The sequence below is a fragment of the Microbacterium sp. LS_15 genome (assembly GCF_041954735.1).
GTDB lineage: Bacteria > Actinomycetota > Actinomycetes > Actinomycetales > Microbacteriaceae > Microbacterium.
The window spans coordinates 37,454-53,455 of the sequence record NZ_JAVAYD010000009.1 but is presented as its reverse complement, the minus strand read 5'-3'; the positions used below and the strand labels follow the sequence as shown (position 1 = coordinate 53,455).

11 protein-coding genes are annotated in these 16,002 nt (G+C 70.5%); 5 read left to right on the top strand and 6 right to left on the bottom strand.

Translation table 11 applies throughout. The features are described from left to right. Nucleotides 1-71: 71 nt before the first annotated feature. A complete protein-coding gene (locus RAC69_RS12060) occupies nucleotides 72-4,229 on the top strand; it encodes a PQQ-dependent sugar dehydrogenase (protein ID WP_375087013.1) in 4,158 nt (1,385 codons plus the stop codon). A gap of 91 nt (nucleotides 4,230-4,320) precedes the next feature. Here RAC69_RS12060 and RAC69_RS12055 read toward each other — a convergent pair whose 3' ends face one another. After that, nucleotides 4,321-5,265, bottom strand: coding sequence for an SDR family oxidoreductase (locus tag RAC69_RS12055; protein ID WP_375087012.1), 945 nt, complete (start codon nucleotides 5,263-5,265; stop codon nucleotides 4,321-4,323). A 122-nt stretch (nucleotides 5,266-5,387) separates the two neighbouring features. On the opposite strand from RAC69_RS12055, the gene RAC69_RS12050 reads away from it, so the two are divergent. Then, nucleotides 5,388-6,230, top strand: coding sequence for a helix-turn-helix transcriptional regulator (locus RAC69_RS12050; RefSeq protein ID WP_375087011.1), 843 nt, complete (start codon nucleotides 5,388-5,390; stop codon nucleotides 6,228-6,230). A gap of 84 nt (nucleotides 6,231-6,314) precedes the next feature. Here RAC69_RS12050 and RAC69_RS12045 read toward each other — a convergent pair whose 3' ends face one another. Next, nucleotides 6,315-6,848, bottom strand: a complete 534-nt coding sequence (locus tag RAC69_RS12045; RefSeq protein WP_341935463.1) for a small multidrug efflux protein — start codon at nucleotides 6,846-6,848, stop codon at nucleotides 6,315-6,317. 156 nt (nucleotides 6,849-7,004) lie between these two features. Between RAC69_RS12045 and RAC69_RS12040 the strand changes: the two genes are divergently transcribed. From RAC69_RS12040 to RAC69_RS12030, 3 genes are all read left to right on the top strand, one after another. Next, the gene (locus RAC69_RS12040) at nucleotides 7,005-8,219 is read left to right on the top strand and encodes a sensor histidine kinase (protein ID WP_375087010.1); all 1,215 of its coding nucleotides are present in this window, start codon (nucleotides 7,005-7,007) and stop codon (nucleotides 8,217-8,219) included. After that, entirely contained in the window at nucleotides 8,216-8,818 is a 603-nt protein-coding gene (locus tag RAC69_RS12035; RefSeq protein WP_375087009.1) for a response regulator, read from the top strand. The genes RAC69_RS12040 and RAC69_RS12035 overlap by 4 nt, the downstream gene beginning before the upstream one ends. An 81-nt stretch (nucleotides 8,819-8,899) precedes the next feature. Then, entirely contained in the window at nucleotides 8,900-9,376 is a 477-nt protein-coding gene (locus RAC69_RS12030; protein WP_375087008.1) for a GNAT family N-acetyltransferase, read from the top strand. Nucleotides 9,377-9,399: 23 nt separating this feature from the next. Here RAC69_RS12030 and treZ read toward each other — a convergent pair whose 3' ends face one another. Genes treZ through RAC69_RS12010 form a run of 4 tightly spaced genes read right to left on the bottom strand, consistent with a single transcriptional unit; the run spans nucleotide 9,400 to nucleotide 15,990 of the window. Then, the gene (gene treZ / locus RAC69_RS12025) at nucleotides 9,400-11,157 is read right to left on the bottom strand and encodes a malto-oligosyltrehalose trehalohydrolase (RefSeq protein ID WP_375087007.1); all 1,758 of its coding nucleotides are present in this window, start codon (nucleotides 11,155-11,157) and stop codon (nucleotides 9,400-9,402) included. Next, nucleotides 11,154-13,502 carry a malto-oligosyltrehalose synthase gene (gene treY, locus RAC69_RS12020; protein ID WP_375087006.1) on the bottom strand — a complete coding sequence of 783 codons (2,349 nt, stop codon included), beginning with the start codon at nucleotides 13,500-13,502 and terminating at the stop codon, nucleotides 11,154-11,156. The genes treZ and treY overlap by 4 nt, the downstream gene beginning before the upstream one ends. Next, nucleotides 13,499-15,709 carry a glycogen debranching protein GlgX gene (gene glgX / locus RAC69_RS12015; protein ID WP_375087005.1) on the bottom strand — a complete coding sequence of 737 codons (2,211 nt, stop codon included), beginning with the start codon at nucleotides 15,707-15,709 and terminating at the stop codon, nucleotides 13,499-13,501. The genes treY and glgX overlap by 4 nt, the downstream gene beginning before the upstream one ends. Then, a complete protein-coding gene (locus tag RAC69_RS12010) occupies nucleotides 15,706-15,990 on the bottom strand; it encodes a hypothetical protein (RefSeq protein ID WP_375087004.1) in 285 nt (94 codons plus the stop codon). The genes glgX and RAC69_RS12010 overlap by 4 nt, the downstream gene beginning before the upstream one ends. Between the last annotated feature and the right edge of the window lie 12 nt (nucleotides 15,991-16,002).

Sequence of the window (16,002 nt, the reverse complement as noted above, 5' to 3'; positions counted from 1 at the left end):
GTCACCCCGGCACGACACCGCACGACGACGACGTTGAGAGGTCTCCGATGCAGGAACGAAGCATGCGATCGATGAGCACGAACCGACGGACGGGCGGTGCTCCGCCGACCCGCCGAGCACGCAGACGCGTGGCCGCCGGAGCGGTCGCCGCGATCATGGCGGGTGGGCTGCTCGCCGCATCCCCGGCCGTGGCCGCCGAGCCGTTCACCGAGCTGATCGACTTCGAGGACTACCAGCGCGCGGCCCTGAACGGTCAGGACGGATGGGTCTCCTCGACCGCGCCGCAGGTGGTCGCCGATCCGCTGAACGGCAACAACCAGGTGGTCGAATCGGTCGGCGGAGGACAGCAGGCCTACCGGGAGATCCCGGCCATCGCCGAGGGCGACACCGGCACGCTGTTCTTCCGTTTTCTGCGCATCGGCAGCGTCGATACCTCGTTCGGCCTCACCGACGTCGACGCTCCGAACGACTACACCCACAGCCGCGCCTACGTGAACAACCAGAACGACGACGTGCTGCGCGTCCGTGACGGAGGGGCGTTCCAGCCCGCCGGCGTGTGGTCGCGCGACGCCTGGCAGTGCGTGTGGATCGTCGCCGACAACGCGAACGACCAGGTCGCCGTCTACAGTCAGGGCGGCCCGTACGAGCAGATCACCCGACTGCCGGAGGGCACCGAGGAGCAGTTCGGGTTCCGTCAGGCCGTCGACGGCTCGCTCGACCGCTTCTTCTGGAAGAACGGCTCATCGAGCGCCGGTCGCCTGCTGCTCGATGACGTCGCGGTCGACACCGCCCGCGAGAACCTCGCGATCGCCACCGGCAACGAGGGCGACTGCGCGCCGGGGGAGACGCCGGCGCAGCCGCTGCTCAACCCGCTGCCCGACCCCCAGCTCGCCTCCCTCGGCATCGAGGTCACCGAGCTCGCACAGCTGCCGGCGTCGCAGACGACCCCCGCGACGCAGGATCCGCGGCTCGTGCGCCACAACCGCATCACGCACCTCGACGAGGTGCCGGACGGATCGGGTCGCCTGATGGTGCCGGACAACAACGCGATCCTCTACCTCGTCGACAAGGCGTCGGGCGAGTACGTGCCGTATCTGAACGTGCGGGATCAGTTCGTCGACAACTTCCACAACAGCGCGGGGCTCGGCACCGGACTCGGCGCCGCGGAGTTCCATCCCGACTTCGCCGACAACGGCCTGTTCTACACGGTGCACACCGAGGGCGGAACGGCGCTGACCGAGGATGCCCCCGACTTCCCCGCCTACGGCAACACGCAGTTCCACAGCGTCATCACCGAGTGGAAGGCCACCGATCCCTCCGCCGAGACCTTCGCGGGTACCCACCGCGAGATCATGCGCATCCCCTTCGGCGGCCGCGTGCACACGGTGCAGCAGATCTCCTTCAACCCCACCGCAGAGCCGGGCAGCGCGGAGCACGGCATCCTGTACATCCTCGTCGGAGACGGCGGCAACGGCGTCGGCAACGGCAACCCGCAGGATCTCGCGACGCCGCAGGGCACCGTGCTGCGGATCGACCCGACAGGGTCCGACAGCGCGAATGGCGAGTACGGCATCCCCGCCGACAACCCCTTCGTCGGTCAGGCCGGCGCGCTCCCCGAGATCTACGCGCTCGGTCTCCGCGACCCGCATCGGATCAGCTGGGACCCCGAGGGCGACCACACCATGTACCTCGCCCACATCGGCGAGTGGCAGGTCGAGTCGATCTACGCCGTCGAGCCGGGCGACAACTTCGGCTGGTCGGTGCGCGAGGGATCCTTCCTCGCCGAGAACCGGCAGATCTTCCCGCTCCCCGCCGACGACGCGCAGTACGGGTTCACCTACCCGGTCGCCGCCTACGACCACAATCGAGACCCCGGTCAGACCGGTGACGCCGGAGTGGCCGTGAACGGCGGCTTCGTGTACCGCGGCGACATCGCCGAGCTGCAGGGGCGCTATCTGTTCACCGACCTCGTGCGCGGATGGGTGCTCTCGACGCAGGCCGACGAGATGGTCCGCAACGACGGCGACATCGACGATCTGGCGACGATCGAGCAGCTCCGCGTCTTCGCCGACGGCGTCGAGACGACGTTCCAGGACCTCGTCGGCGACACGCGCGTCGACCTGCGATTCGGGTCGGATGCCGACGGCGAGCTGTACCTCGTGTCGAAGGCGAACGGGAAGATCTGGAAGGTGACGGGTGCCCGCGATGCGACCGTCCCGGCATCGCCGTTCGTCCTCCCCGAGCTCGCTCCGAACGTCGTGACGCGTCACGACTTCGATCACGCCGATGCCGCGACGCCGACGGTCGAGCTCGACCAGGGACGCTCCGGCACCGACATCGCGCTCGTCAACGGCGGTGTCGAGATGCGCGTCGCCGACAGCGCCTACCCCGGCGCGGGCAGGGCGCTGCAGACACAGCAGATGAGTCCGCGTACCGCCTCGAACGACGACTGGAAGGCGGGCGTCTATGACTCCTCGGGCGTCGACTCGCTCTCGGCGTCCGCCGGAGCCGAACAGGTCTCGGTCATGGGGTGGTTCAAGCCCACCGGCGACCACCCGGCGCCGAACTCGAACACGGCGAACCCCGACGACGTGTACAACGCGATCGGACTCGCCGGCGTCCTCACCGGAACCTCGGACGGACATGCGGTGCGTGCGCTGCTCGAGGTCATCACGGTCGACGGCGAGCTCAAGCTCGTCGCCCTCGGTCGCCGCGTCGACGGGGGAGGGTCGTGGACCTTCGCGGCCGACCTGCCCTGGGACGAGATCCTGAAGAAGGGGCATTGGGTGCACCTCGCCGCGACGTTCGACTTCGCCGCCGGCGAGATGAAGCTGTTCATGAACGGCGAGGAGCTGGCCGGTCGGTACACGGCCGCCAACCCCTGGGGCGGAGGCGCGACGTCCGACACCGCACCCGCCGGCATCAAGATCGGCGGAAGCTTCCCGCAGAACACGCGCGAGGCCAACCCGTTCCACGGCCGCATGGACGACGTGATGCTGCTCGACACCGTGCCGACGGGCGAGCAGATCGCCGCGCAGTACGCGCTCTACGGCGCCGCGCCGAGCGAGCCGCCGGCGCCCGCCCCGTGCACGCCGGACGGCGAGGTCATCACCGACGTCATGGATGCCGCGGACTGGGCGCCGCGCACCCCTGCGAAGTGGGACTTCCCCGGCGACGAGATCGTGCTCACGGAGCCGGGAACCGACCCGGGCGACGGCATCCGCCGTCCCTTCGAGTACGCCGTGCTGACCGAGGGCGACGAGCTCGGCTCGTTCGACCTCACGGCGCAGGTGCGTCTCGACGAGAAGGCGTCGGTCAACAACCGCGACGTCATCATCGTCTTCGGCTGGCAGTCCGACACGGAGTACTACTACGCCCACCTGTCGAAGGACAACACGATCTACCCGCACAACGGCATCTTCAAGGTCGACGGGGCCGACCGCGTCCGCATCGACGATCAGTGGAACGGCACGATCGGCGCTCCACCGGCGGTGACCGACGAGGAGTGGCACGACGTGCGGCTCATCCGGTGCGCCGACACCGGTCAGGTCGCCGTCTACCTCGACGGGCTGCCGTCGCCGCTGCTGACCGCGACCGACACGACCTTCCCCACCGGGCGAGTGGGCTTCGGCTCGTTCGACAACGTCGGTCGGCTGCGCGACCTGACGGTCACCGCGGCGACTGTCGACGACGTCGCCCCCGGCGTCACGGTCAAGAGCGAAGCGGGCGCGACGGTCGGACGCGACGGCGTCTACAGCAGGGTGTCGTTCAAGCTCCACGACGAGGGCAGGATCGACCGCCTGACGCTGAACGGTGTGGAGAAGGACCTCACGGATGCCGTCTGGTCCGACCTCAACGGCGTGGTCCCCGGGGCCTTCGGCGCCGTCGAGGGATCGAACACCCTCGTGGTGTCCGACCTCGCCGGCAACGCCACGACCGTCACCTTCACGCTCGACGTCACTCCGCCCACCGTGACGGTCAAGGGCGGAGCGACGCAGACCGTGGGGGCTGACGGCGTCTACAGCAAGGTCTCGTTGAAGCTGCACGATCCGGGCAAGGTCGACCTCGTGGTGCTGAACGGGGTCGTGAAGAACCTCACGGATGCCGTCTGGTCGGACGTGAACAACGTCGTCGCCGGATCGATGGGCGCCGTGGCCGGCGACAACACGCTCGTGGTGCGCGACGTCGCCGGCAACGCGACCACCGTCCGATTCACTCTGACGGAGTAGCGCGTTTCGTCTCGCTGCGCTCGCTCAACGACCCCGGGGTCTCTCCCCGCGGGTCGTTGAGCGAGGCGCGCAGCGACGAGACGAAACGCGGTCAGCTCCGCGGGTACTCGACGCCCGTGAGCTCTTCCGACAGCGTCCAGATGCGGCGAGCGTCGTCCTCGCTCCGCAGTCGCGAGTACAGCGGCTGCTCGGCGGGAGCGCCGCCGAGGTGGGCGGGTCCGCTCGGACCGTAGAACGCTCCGCCACTCGCATCGGGAGAGACGCAGGCGTAGAGCGCGGGCAGCGCGGCGGACTCCGGAGTCCCCAGCAGGATGCCGCGCGCCGACAGCCAGCGGATCAGGCGCACGTCGAAACCGTCCTCGGCGCGGCCGAGTTCCGGGCGGGCGGCGAGCAGGCTCGTCGGCGCCACGCCGGGATGCGCGAGGTTGCTGGTGATACCCCAGTCCCGCGCCCGGCTGCGTCGTTCGAGTTCGAGGCCGAACAGTCCGAACGCGATCTTCGAGTGGCTGTAGGCCCGGCCGCCGCGATACGACGTCTCCCAGTTCGGGTCGTCCCAGTTGATCGCCCCCTGGTTCGCCGAGACGCTGATCTGGGTGGTCACGCGCGCCCGGCCCTCGCGCAGGAGCGGCAGCAGGTGCGCGACGAGCGCGAAGTGCCCCAGGTGGTTCGTGCCGAACTGCAGCTCGAAGCCGTCGGCCGTGGTCTGACGCTCCGGAGGCGTCATGACGCCCGCGTTGTTCACCAGCAGGTGGATGGGCGCGCCCTCGGCACGCATGGCGGCGCCGAACGACTCGACCGACTCCAGTGACGAGAGGTCGAGCGGCAGTGTGCGCACCTCCGCGGCGGGGGTGTCGGCGCGGATCGAGCGCACCGCGGCATCCCCCTTCGTGCTGTTGCGCACCGGCAGGATCACCTCGGCGCCCGCTCGTGCGAGCCGGGTGGCGATGCGCAGGCCGATGCCGTCGCTGCCGCCGGTGACGACGGCGCGTCGGCCGGTCAGGGAGGGAAGGGTGATGTCGATGGTGCGTCGTGGCATGGTGTGCTCCTCGGTGTCTTCGTCCACTCTCGCGAGGTGACGACGCCGTATCCAGGACATGACGATCAGTGGATGCCGAGAGCGCACCGTGTGAGGATCGATCAGACGAATCAGGGGGACACATGCCGATCGACCGCGACGCGCTCGCCGAGTTCCTGCGCCACCGCCGCGAGGTGCTGCAGCCGGAGGACGTCGGTCTGCCGCGGGGGAGCCGCCGTCGCACCGCGGGCCTCCGCCGGGAGGAGGTCGCGGCGCTCAGCCATATGTCGCCGGACTATCTCGCGCGGCTCGAGCGGGGCAGCGGTCCGCAGCCGTCGGAGCAGATGCTGTCGTCGATCGCGCAGGGTCTGCACCTGACGCTCGATGAGCGCGACCACCTGTTCCGTCTGGCCGGGCATCGTCCGCCGCAGAGCGGGGCCGGCTCGGAGCACATCAGCCCCGGCATGCTGCGCATCCTCGACCGGCTCGAAGACACCCCGGCCGAGATCGTGACCGAGCTGGGCGAGACGCTGCGGCAGACGCCGCTCGGCGTCGCGCTGACCGGAGACACGGCCGCTCTCACCGGCCCGCAGCGCAGTCTCGGGTTCCGGTGGTTCACCGACGCGCGCACGAGGGCGCTGTACCACCCCGACGACCACGACTTCCTCGTGCGGCTCTGGGCCTCCGGGCTCCGTGAGCTGGTGTCGCTGCGGGGTCCGCAGTCGCGGGCGGCCGAGTACGCCCGCCTGCTCGCCGAGCGGAGTGCGGAGTTCCGCGCGGCGTGGGAACGACAGGAGGTCGGCATCCGCCCCCGCGACACGAAGCGATTCGTGCACCCGGACCTCGGCGAGATCGAGCTCACCTGCCAGACGCTCGTCGACCCGGTGCAGTCGCACCTGCTGCTCGTGTACACGGCAGTGCCCGGCACGGAGAGTCACGAGAAGCTGCAGCTGCTCTCGACGCTCGCGCCGCGCACGGCCCGCTGAGGCGCACCTGCCCCGGTCGCAGTCCGTGCCGCCGAGATGCGATCTCGACGGCACCAACTGCGACCGGGGTGCGGGGACCGCGCGTCAGCGGATCGCGTAGACCGCGCCGCCGACGATGATCGACACCGCCGTGGTCCAGAGGATGATCGCAGCGGCCTGCCAGATGAGCACGCGGCCCTTGCCGACGCCGGCGGCGGCGAGCATGGTCGCGGTGAAGTGGGTCGGCAGCAGCAGGGGGCCGAGCAGGCTCACGCCGGGAACGCCGTAGCGCTCGAACGCGCGCTGGAACTTGGCGCGGCGCGCGGAGCCGCGGTCGGTCTCGGCATCCACCTCGGCGAGCGAACCGCCGCCGGCCGCGACGGCCTCGCGGTTGCGCGAGCGGGTGACGATCGCCTTGCGGGCCCCCGCGCCGGCGATCACGAGGATCGCGACGCAGAGGAAGTTGCCCGCCATCGCCGCGATCGCCGCGACGACCGGGTGGATGCCGCCGATGATGCCGATCGCGGCGGCGCCCTCGCCCTCGATGAAGGGGATCGCGCCGGCGAGCGCGACGATGAGCGGCTGCACGAGTTCGGGGACCTGCGCGACGAGGTTCTGGAACGTCTCGACGAGGTTCATGATGGGCTCCTGTGGTTCTGGGGAGGCGGTGTCTCCGCCCTGATGACACCAGTCCATCGCGTCGACGGATGCGGCGGCAGTGTCGCACCGTCACCGGTTTCCGGACGGTTCGCACGCGGCATCCATGACAACTGTCACGCCCCTATGGTGGGAGGGGTGAGCAGCCCTTCCGCCGTCGCCGGTCCGCTCGGCGACCCGCCTCCCGGGGAGCGCGCGCTCGCCCGCGGCATCACCGCGACCTGGTGGTACACGGTCACCGCCGTCGTCTTCATCGAGCTGTTCCTCGTGTTCGCCTGGGCGCTCCGTGTGCTCGCGACCCCCGCCGACCCGATCGCGATCGTCGTGGTCGGCATCGGCGGCATCGTCTGGCTGCTGTCGACGGTGGTGCTGCTGTCGGCGTATCGGCACCGGGTCGAGAACGGGCCGGGATTCCCGTGGGCGCGGATCGCCGCGCCGCTGCTCGTCGCCGTCGCCTACGGGGTGGCGGCCGGTCTCGCCGCCGACAGCTGGCTCTTCGGAATCATGCCCGTCGCCCAGTCGGTCGTCCTGCTGAACTGGCAGCGCGGTGTGCGGGTGCGGGTCGTGGGCCTCGCCACTCTCGTGATGATCGGCTTCGCGTTCATCGACGGTGCGCGCGGCGCTCTGGGCGGTGGCGTCGCCGACTGGGTCCCCACGCTCTACGCGATCGTCATCCCGGCGATGTCGGTGTCGTCGCTGTGGTGGTGGGACGTGCTCGTCACCCTCGACAGGGCGCGCGCGTCGGAGGCGCGCCTCGCCGCGACGCAGGAGCGTCTGCGCATCGCGACAGACGTGCACGACCTGCAGGGGCATCACCTGCAGGTCATCGCGCTGCAGCTGGAGCTCGCCGAACGGCTGATGGCGCGCGACCCGGACGCCGCACTGGACCAGCTCCGTGCCGCCCGCGCCAGCGTCGACGACGCCAGACAGGGCACGCGCGACCTCGCCACCCGGTTCCGGTCGGTGCCGCTCGGCGACGAGGTCGCCAACGCCCGCGACCTGCTGAGTGCCGCAGGCATCGCCGTCGAGGCGGAGATCGCACCGGATGCCGGTGAGGCACCGGCATCCGCGCTCGGTCCCGTGATCCGCGAGACGACCACGAACGTGCTCCGGCACGGCGCGGGACGCCGCGCGCGGCTCACCTTCGCGCGGGCGGGGGACGAATGGCGGTACGAGGTGGTGAACGACGTCGACCCCGCCGCGCAGCGCGAGCACACGGGGTCCGGGCTTGACGGCGTGAAACGGCGCATCGCCGAGGCCGGTGGCACGCTCGAGGTGCGAGACGAGGGCTGCGAGTTCGCGGTCGTCGTCACCGTGCCGGCGACGGACGATCCACGGGGAGGGCGACGATGATCCGGGTGCTGCTCGCCGACGACGAGGGGATGATCAGGTCAGCGCTCGCCGCGTTGCTGCGACTCGAGGGCGACATCGACGTAGTCGCGGAATGCGAAGACGGTGTGCAGGCCGTCGCCGAGGCGCTGCGGCTCACCCCCGACGTGTGCCTGCTCGACCTGGAGATGCCGGGTCTCGACGGCGTCGAGGTCGCCGAGCGTCTGAACCGCTCGATCGCCACCCGCTGCGTGGTCGTCACCCGGCACGCGCGTCCCGGCGTGCTCCGACGAGCGCTCGCTTCGGGGGTCTCGGGTTTCCTGCCGAAGTCGCGCGGCGCCGACGAGGTCGCCGACGTCATCCGTCGCGTGGCTGCGGGGGCGCGCTACGTGGACCCCGAGATCGCCGCCGACGCGCTGAGCGACGAGCGCTCGCCCCTCACCGACCGCGAGCTCGACGTGCTGCGTGCCGGCAGACGGGGAGAGACGACGGGGCAGATCGCCCGCGCCCTGTCGCTCGCGCCGGGGACCGTGCGCAATCACATCTCCGCCGTGCTCGCGAAGCTCTCGGTCGCCACGCGTCAGCAGGCCGTGCTCCTCGCCGAGGAGCGCGGCTGGATCTGACCCGCCCCCGGGCGTCCCGTGCGCAACATCGGCGAAACGTCGCGTCGGTAGCCTGGGCACAGCGATGAGGGAGAGGGACAGATGGGCGTGACGATCCACCGTGTCGAGTGGGACCATGCGGATGCCGTGCGGCTGCGCGCTGCACAGCGTCGGGAGCTCGACGAGCGGTACGGGAGCGACGATCACGAGCCCGGCGTCATCCCCTCGGCAGACGACGTCCCGGTGTTCCTCCTCGCGCGGGACTCCGCGGGGGAGGCGATCGTCTGCGGCGGCCTCCGCCCCCTCGACGAACCCGAGCTCGGAGACGCGGTCGCCGAGATCAAGCGCATGTACGCGGCGCCGGAGGCGCGGGGCACCGGTGCTGCCGCATCCCTGCTCCGCGGGCTGGAGGAGGAGGCGCGACGCCTCGGCATCCGTCGACTGGTGCTCGAGACCGGCGACGCCCAACCTGACGCGATACGGTTCTACACGCGCGAGGGATACACCGCGATCCCGCTGTACGGGCATTACGTCGGCAGCGACCTGTCGCTCTGCTTCGCGAAGGAACTCACCGTCTGAGAAGGCCCAGACGGTGAGTCGCCTCAGAGCGGGGGTCCGACGATCGCGGCCGAGTCGGGGCCGAGGGTGATCCGGTCCTCCTGCAGGCGGGAGTCCGCGGTCTCCAGCAGCACCGAGTCACCGGGGCGGATCTCGAAGTCGACGTCTGTGCCGGTGAGGTTCACGAGCACGGCCACTGCACCCCTGTCGATGCGGAACGCCCGGGCGTCCGGGGCCGCGTCCGCGTGCTCGACGGCGGCCAGCGTGTGCGTCATGTCGGGATCGGTGAGCTCGGATCGCTCGCGTCGCAGCGCGGTCAGGCGGCGATAGAGCGACAGCAGACCGGCGTGCGCGGGATCCTCCTGCTCCTCCCAGCGCAGATGCGAGCGCTCGAAGGTCGCCGGATCCTGCGGGTCGGGTACCTGCGCCGGATCCCAGCCCATCTTCGCGAACTCGGCGATGCGTCCCTCAGCGGTCGCGCGGCCGAGTTCCGGCTCGGGATGCGAGGTGAAGAACTGCCATGGAGTCGACGCGCCCCACTCCTCGCCCATGAACAGCATCGGCGTGCCGGGAGTGGTGAGGGTCAGCACCGCGGCGACCGCGAGCCGCTCGGGCGACAGCATCGCCGACAGGCGGTCTCCGGCAGCACGGTTGCCGATCTGATCGTGGTCCTGCGCGAACGTGACCAGACGCCACGACGGAACCGTCTCGGGGATCCGCGAGCCGTGGTTCCGCTCCCGGAACGACGAGTAGGTGCCGTCGTGGAAGAACCCGCTCTGCGACACCTTCACGAGCGCTTCGGGATCGGCGAAGTCCTCGTAGTACCCGGCGGTCTCGCCGGTCAGCGCGACGTGGGCGGAGTGATGCCAGTCGTCCGACCACTGGGCGGTGAGGCCGTAGCCCCCGGCCTCGCGGGGCAGGATCAGCGTCGGGTCGTTCATGTCCGACTCGGCGATCAGCGTCAGCGGGCGGCCGAGATGCGCCGAGAGCGCATCGACCCGCTCCGCGAGCTCACGCAGCAGGTGCGTCGGGCTCGAGTCGTGCAGGGCGTGCACGGCGTCGAGGCGCAAGCCGTCGACGTGGAAGTCGCGCAGCCACATCAGCGCGTTCTCGATGATGTACTCGCGCACCTCGTGCTCGTCGAGGTTCACGGAGGCGCCCCACGTGTTGCTCTGGCCGTCGCTCAGGTACGGACCGAACTCGGGCAGGTAGTTGCCGCTCGGGCCGAGGTGGTTGTACACGACGTCCTGGATCACGGCGAGGCCGCGTTCGTGCGCAGCCTCCACGAACCGCTGATACCCGGCAGGGCCGCCGTACCCCTCGTGCACGGCGTACCAGAGCACGCCGTCGTAGCCCCAGTTCCACTGGCCGTTGAAGGCGTTGACCGGGAGCAGCTCGACGTGCGTGACGCCGAGACCTGCGAGGTGGTCGAGCCGCCCGATCAGCGCGTCCAGTGTGCCGTCCGGCGTGAAGGTGCCGACGTGCAGCTCGTAGATCACGCCACCGGCGAGCTGGCGACCGGTCCAGTTGGAGTCGTCCCATTCGAACAGGCCCGTGTCGAACACCGCCGAGGGGCCGTGCACGCCGCCCGGCTGACGCAGCGAACGGGGGTCGGGGCGCAGGTCGTCGCCGTCGCCCAGCACGAACCCGTATCGCTCGCCCTCGGGGAGGTCGAGCGACGACACCCACCAGCCCTCGCGGCGATCGTCGCGGGCGAGCTCGTGCTCGCCGATCACGGCGCCGCCCGGCGTCAGGCGTCGCAGGCGCACGCGCTCGGCCCGGGGAGCCCAGACGCCGATCATCGCTCGTCCACCAGCAGTGCGACGGGGTAGGTGTCGAGCAGCTCGGCGAGCCGCACGGGCCCCGGCTCGATGCGACGCCCCGTGAAGACGTCGGTCGCGGGCAGGTCGCGTCGTAGCAGCACCGTGTCACCCCATCCGCCGCGCCGCTTGAGCGCGACCGGCAGACGCGTCGCGACGGCGAGCACGCCGCCGCGGTCCATCGCGACCACGTGATCGGATGCCGGCCCTGCGGCGACGCCCGCGCGGTACCGGTCGAACAGCTCGGGGTTGTCGCGGCGGAGCCGCAGGGTGCGCGAGGTGACGAGCATCTTCGCGAGCCCGGAGTCGTCGACCGGGGGCAGCGCACCGCGAGCCACGTCGGCGTCGAGGCTGCGCAGCATCCTCTCGCGCTCGGCGAAGTCGACGGGGCGGCGGTTGTCGGGGTCGACCAGCGAGTGGTCCCACAGCTCGGTGCCCTGATAGACGTCGGGCACGCCGGGCGCGGCGAGCTGCAGCACCTTCGCGGAGAGCGAGTTGCTGCGCCCGTGGCCGACGATCTCGCCGACGAATCCGTCGAGGATGCCGCGGGCCGCGCCGTTCGCCGCCTCGGCGATCGCGACGAGGCCCTTCTCGAACTCCTCGTCCGGATGCTGCCAGGTGGTGCCCTCTGCGGCTTCGCGCGCGGCCTTCAGCCCGTACTCTCGCAGTCGCTCGGTCGAGATCGGCCACGCGCCCACGGCCGCCTGCCACAGCAGGGAGTCGAACGGTCCGTGTCCGGTCGACGCGACGGTGCGGAGATCCGACAGCACTTCGGCCCATCGATCCGGGATCTCGGCGAGCACGGCGAGGCGCGCTCGTACGTCCTCCGAGCGCTTCGTGTCATGCGTCGACAGCGTCGTCATCGAGTGCGGCCAGGACGCCAGTCGAGCGCGTTGCGCCTCGTGGAACGCCTCGACCGACAGCGACGCGATCGACGGGTCGGCGCCGACCTCCGTCAGCGTGCCCAGCCGGGTGAACCGGTAGAACGCGGTGTCCTCGACGCCCTTCGCCATGACCGCGCCGCTCACCTGGGGGAAGCGCTCCGACACCTCGAGCGCCGTGTCGAAGAGCAACGGCGTCAGTTCGCCGATCGCCTCCGCGAGATCGGGTCTGCGGGCGACCGCCGCGTCGATGGCGTCCTGCAGGTGCTCGCGTCCCGCGGGGAGGTACGACCGGTAGACCGGGAATCCGGCGATGATCTCGGCGAGGGCGTACTTCGCTGCGACGACGCCGTGCGGCAGCGACCGCACGAGCCGGTGCACCTCGGACTGCAGGATGGTCTCGGCGACCATGCGCTTCGTCGACACGGTGAGGTCGTGCCAGTCCTCCAGCACGGGCAGACCCGACTCCTCGCGCAGGCGGGCGTCGAGCACGTCGAGCTGTGCGACGCCGTCGCCGTCGACGAGGACGCGGTCGATCTCGGCCAGCGCGTCGTACCCCGTGGTCCCGTCGGTGCGCCACCACGACGGCAGCTCCTCACCCGGTTCCAAGATCTTCTCGACGAGCGTGTAAGCCGCGCCCGTGGCATCCGCGAGGCTCTCGAGGTAGCCGGCCGGATCGACGAGCCCGTCGGGGTGGTCGACCCGCAGACCGTCGGCGAGACCGTCGGTGATCCAGCGCACGATCTCGCGGTGCGATTCCTCGAACACGTCGGGGAGCTCGACGCGGATGCCGGCCAGTTCGGGCACCGCGAAGAACCGGCGGTAGTTCAGCTCGGCGTTCTGGTCCTCCCAGAACCGCAGCTCGTAGTTCTGCGCGTCGAGCAGCGCAGGCAGGTCGTCGGCGAGATCGCCTGTGCCGGGGGCGAGGGGCAGCACGTGCTCGAAGTAGTGCAGGGTGCCGTCCGGCGCGTCGTCCGCCCGGGTCGTGTCGACGACGATGTCGCCCGCCGCGAGCACGTCGTCGAGAGACGAGCCGAGGATCGGCAGACGGATGCGACCGTCGCCCAGGCGCCGGTCGACGTCGAACGCGACGGCGTGCCGCGATGCGCGGCCGAGACGCAGCACGTCCCACCACCACGGGTTCTCGCGGGGACTGCCGACGCCGACGTGGTTCGGCACGATGTCGACGAGGATGCCGAGGCCCGCTGCGCGCGCCGCGGCGGCGAACCGGTCGAGGCCCTCCCGCCCGCCGCGCGACTCGTCGACGCGCGAGTGGTCGACGACGTCGTAGCCGTGGTCCGAGCCCGGGGTCGCAGCCAGCAGAGGCGAGAGGTACGCCCACGACGCACCGAGCGCCGATAGGTACTCCGTCGTCGCCGCGGCGTCGTCGAGCGTGAACCCGGCGCGGATCTGCAGGCGATACGTCGACAGCGGACGCCGCGTCATCGAGGGAGCTCCGGGGTCGGCGCCGGTGCCGGAGCCTCGGCGCGCTCGGTCTGCATGCGCAGCGACGCTTCGACGGAGTCGTCGGTCGGCGGCTCCTCCTCCGCGGCCTCGCGCAGCACGAGCAGCGAGGTCGCCTCGAGCGTGACCGCCGAGCCGGGAGCGAGCCCGGTCTCGCCTGCGCGCTCGCCGAAGGTGTCGACGACCACGTCCCAGCCGCTGCCCAGACGCTCGTCGGGGAGCACCGCGTCGACGGCATCCGTCCCGCTGTGGAAGTAGACGAGGAAGTTCTGATCCGACACCGGCTGGCCCCGGCGGTCCTTCTCGCGGATGCCGTGGCCGTTCAAGAACACGCCGACCGCGAGGCCGAAGCCGTTGTCCCAGTCCTCCGGCTCCATGCGGCGGCCGTCCGGTCGCAGCCAGATGACGTCGGGCGTGCGCTCGCCGTCCTCCGAGCGCACGGGGCGCCCGTCGAAGAAGCGGCTGCGACGGAACGTCGGGTGGTTGCGACGCAACCGGGCGAGCGCGGCGGTGAACTCGATGAGCGGGTGGTCGGCCGCTTCCCAGTCCACCCAGGTGATCTCGTTGTCCTGCGCGTAGCCGTTGTTGTTGCCGTGCTGGGTGCGGCCGAGCTCGTCGCCGTGCGCGATCATCGGCACGCCCTGCGACAGCAGCAGAGTCGCGAGGAAGTTCCGCTGCTGTCGGGCGCGGAGACGGTTGATGCCCTCGTCGTCGGTCGGACCCTCGACGCCGTTGTTGGACGACCGGTTGTGCGATTCGCCGTCGTTGTTGTCTTCGCCGTTGGCCTCGTTGTGCTTCTCGTCATACGACACGAGGTCGCGCAGAGTGAAGCCGTCGTGGGCGGTCACGAAGTTGATCGACGCCACGGGGCGGCGGCCCGAGTGTTCATAGAGGTCGGCGGACCCCGTCAGGCGCGAGGCGAACTCGCCGAGCGCCTGCGGCTCTCCGCGCCAGAAATCGCGCACGGTGTCGCGGTACTTGCCGTTCCACTCCGTCCACTGCGGGGGGAAGTTGCCGACCTGGTATCCACCGGGACCGACGTCCCACGGTTCGGCGATGAGCTTGACCTGCGAGACCACCGGATCCTGCTGCACCAGCTCGAAGAACGCCGCGAGGCGGTCGACGTCGTAGAACTCCCGGGCCAGGGTCGATGCGAGGTCGAAGCGGAAGCCGTCGACGTGCATCTCGGTCACCCAGTAGCGCAGCGAGTCCATGATGAGCTGCAGCGCGTGCGGGTTTCCGGCGTTGAGGCTGTTCCCCGTGCCGGTGTAGTCGGTGTAGTAGCGGCGGTCCTCTTCGAGGCGGTAGTACGCCTCGTTGTCGATGCCCTTCATCGACAGCATCGGACCCAGGTGGTTGCCCTCGGCGGTGTGGTTGTAGACCACGTCGAGGATCACCTCGATGCCCGCCGCGTGCAGCGCGCGCACCATGGCCTTGAACTCCTGCACCTGCTCGCCGTGCTGACCGCTCGACGCGTAGTCGTTGTGCGGCGCGAAGAAGCCGAGGGTGTTGTACCCCCAATAGTTCGACAGGCCCTTCTCCTCGAGGATCGAGTCGTGCACGAACTGGTGCACGGGCATGAGCTCGATGGCGGTGATGCCGAGGTGCACCAGGTGCTCGATGACGGCGGGGTGCGCGATGCCGGCGTAGGTGCCGCGGAGATCCTCGGGCACCTCCGGATGCTGGATCGTCAGGCCCTTCACGTGGGCTTCGTAGATGACCGTCTGGGCGTAGGGGGTCTTCGGCAGACGATCCCCGGCCCACTCGAAGAACGGGTTCACGACCACGCCCTTCACCATCGCCGCCGCCGAGTCCTCGTCGTTGCGGGAGTCGGGCTCGCCGAAGTCGTATCCGAACAGCGGCTGGCCCCAGTCGAGGCGGCCGGAGACCGCCTTCGCGTACGGGTCGAGCAGGAGCTTGTTCGGGTTGAAGCGCTGCCCCTGCGCGGGGTCGAACGGTCCGTGCACGCGGTAGCCGTAGAGACGACCGGGCTGGATGGACGGCAGGTAGCCGTGCCACACGAAGGCGTCGACCTCTTCGAGCTCCACGCGGTGCTCGGTGCCGTCTTCGTCGAACAGGCACAGCTCGACCTTCTCGGCCCCTTCGCTGAACAGCGCGAAGTTCGTGCCCTGACCGTCGAACGTCGCCCCGAGGGGATACGGCGACCCGGGCCAGACCTCGAGGCTCACAGAGCGCGCCGAACAGACGCTGCGCGGTGCAGGACCGTCTTCACCGCTTCGTGGAAATCGTGCACCTGCGCCACCTCCTCCGCGCGGGGGTACGGCACTCCGACGTAGCAGACGAAGACCGGGGCGACGTGCTCGATGTATCCGACGGGACCCTCATGCAACACAACGTAGCGGTCGATGTCGACGCGCTCGTACAGGGGCTCGGGAGCGGGGGCCGGCTGCGGGGGGACATCCCGCGTCTGCGTGCGTTGGTCATGTGCGGTGGGGGTGTTCGCAGACATGAGTGCTCCCGG

What these genes read in the sequence shown, in the direction of transcription:
- RAC69_RS12030 (WP_375087008.1), top strand. Translation starts at nt 8,900, where the DNA reads ATGGGCGTGACGATCCACCGTGTCGAGTGGGACCATGCGGATGCCGTG.
- treZ (WP_375087007.1), bottom strand. Translation starts at nt 11,157, where the DNA reads ATGATCGGCGTCTGGGCTCCCCGGGCCGAGCGCGTGCGCCTGCGACGC.
- RAC69_RS12055 (WP_375087012.1), bottom strand. Translation starts at nt 5,265, where the DNA reads ATGCCACGACGCACCATCGACATCACCCTTCCCTCCCTGACCGGCCGA.
- RAC69_RS12045 (WP_341935463.1), bottom strand. Translation starts at nt 6,848, where the DNA reads ATGAACCTCGTCGAGACGTTCCAGAACCTCGTCGCGCAGGTCCCCGAA.
- treY (WP_375087006.1), bottom strand. Translation starts at nt 13,502, where the DNA reads ATGACGCGGCGTCCGCTGTCGACGTATCGCCTGCAGATCCGCGCCGGG.
- RAC69_RS12060 (WP_375087013.1), top strand. Translation starts at nt 72, where the DNA reads ATGAGCACGAACCGACGGACGGGCGGTGCTCCGCCGACCCGCCGAGCA.
- RAC69_RS12050 (WP_375087011.1), top strand. Translation starts at nt 5,388, where the DNA reads ATGCCGATCGACCGCGACGCGCTCGCCGAGTTCCTGCGCCACCGCCGC.
- RAC69_RS12010 (WP_375087004.1), bottom strand. Translation starts at nt 15,990, where the DNA reads ATGTCTGCGAACACCCCCACCGCACATGACCAACGCACGCAGACGCGG.
- RAC69_RS12035 (WP_375087009.1), top strand. Translation starts at nt 8,216, where the DNA reads ATGATCCGGGTGCTGCTCGCCGACGACGAGGGGATGATCAGGTCAGCG.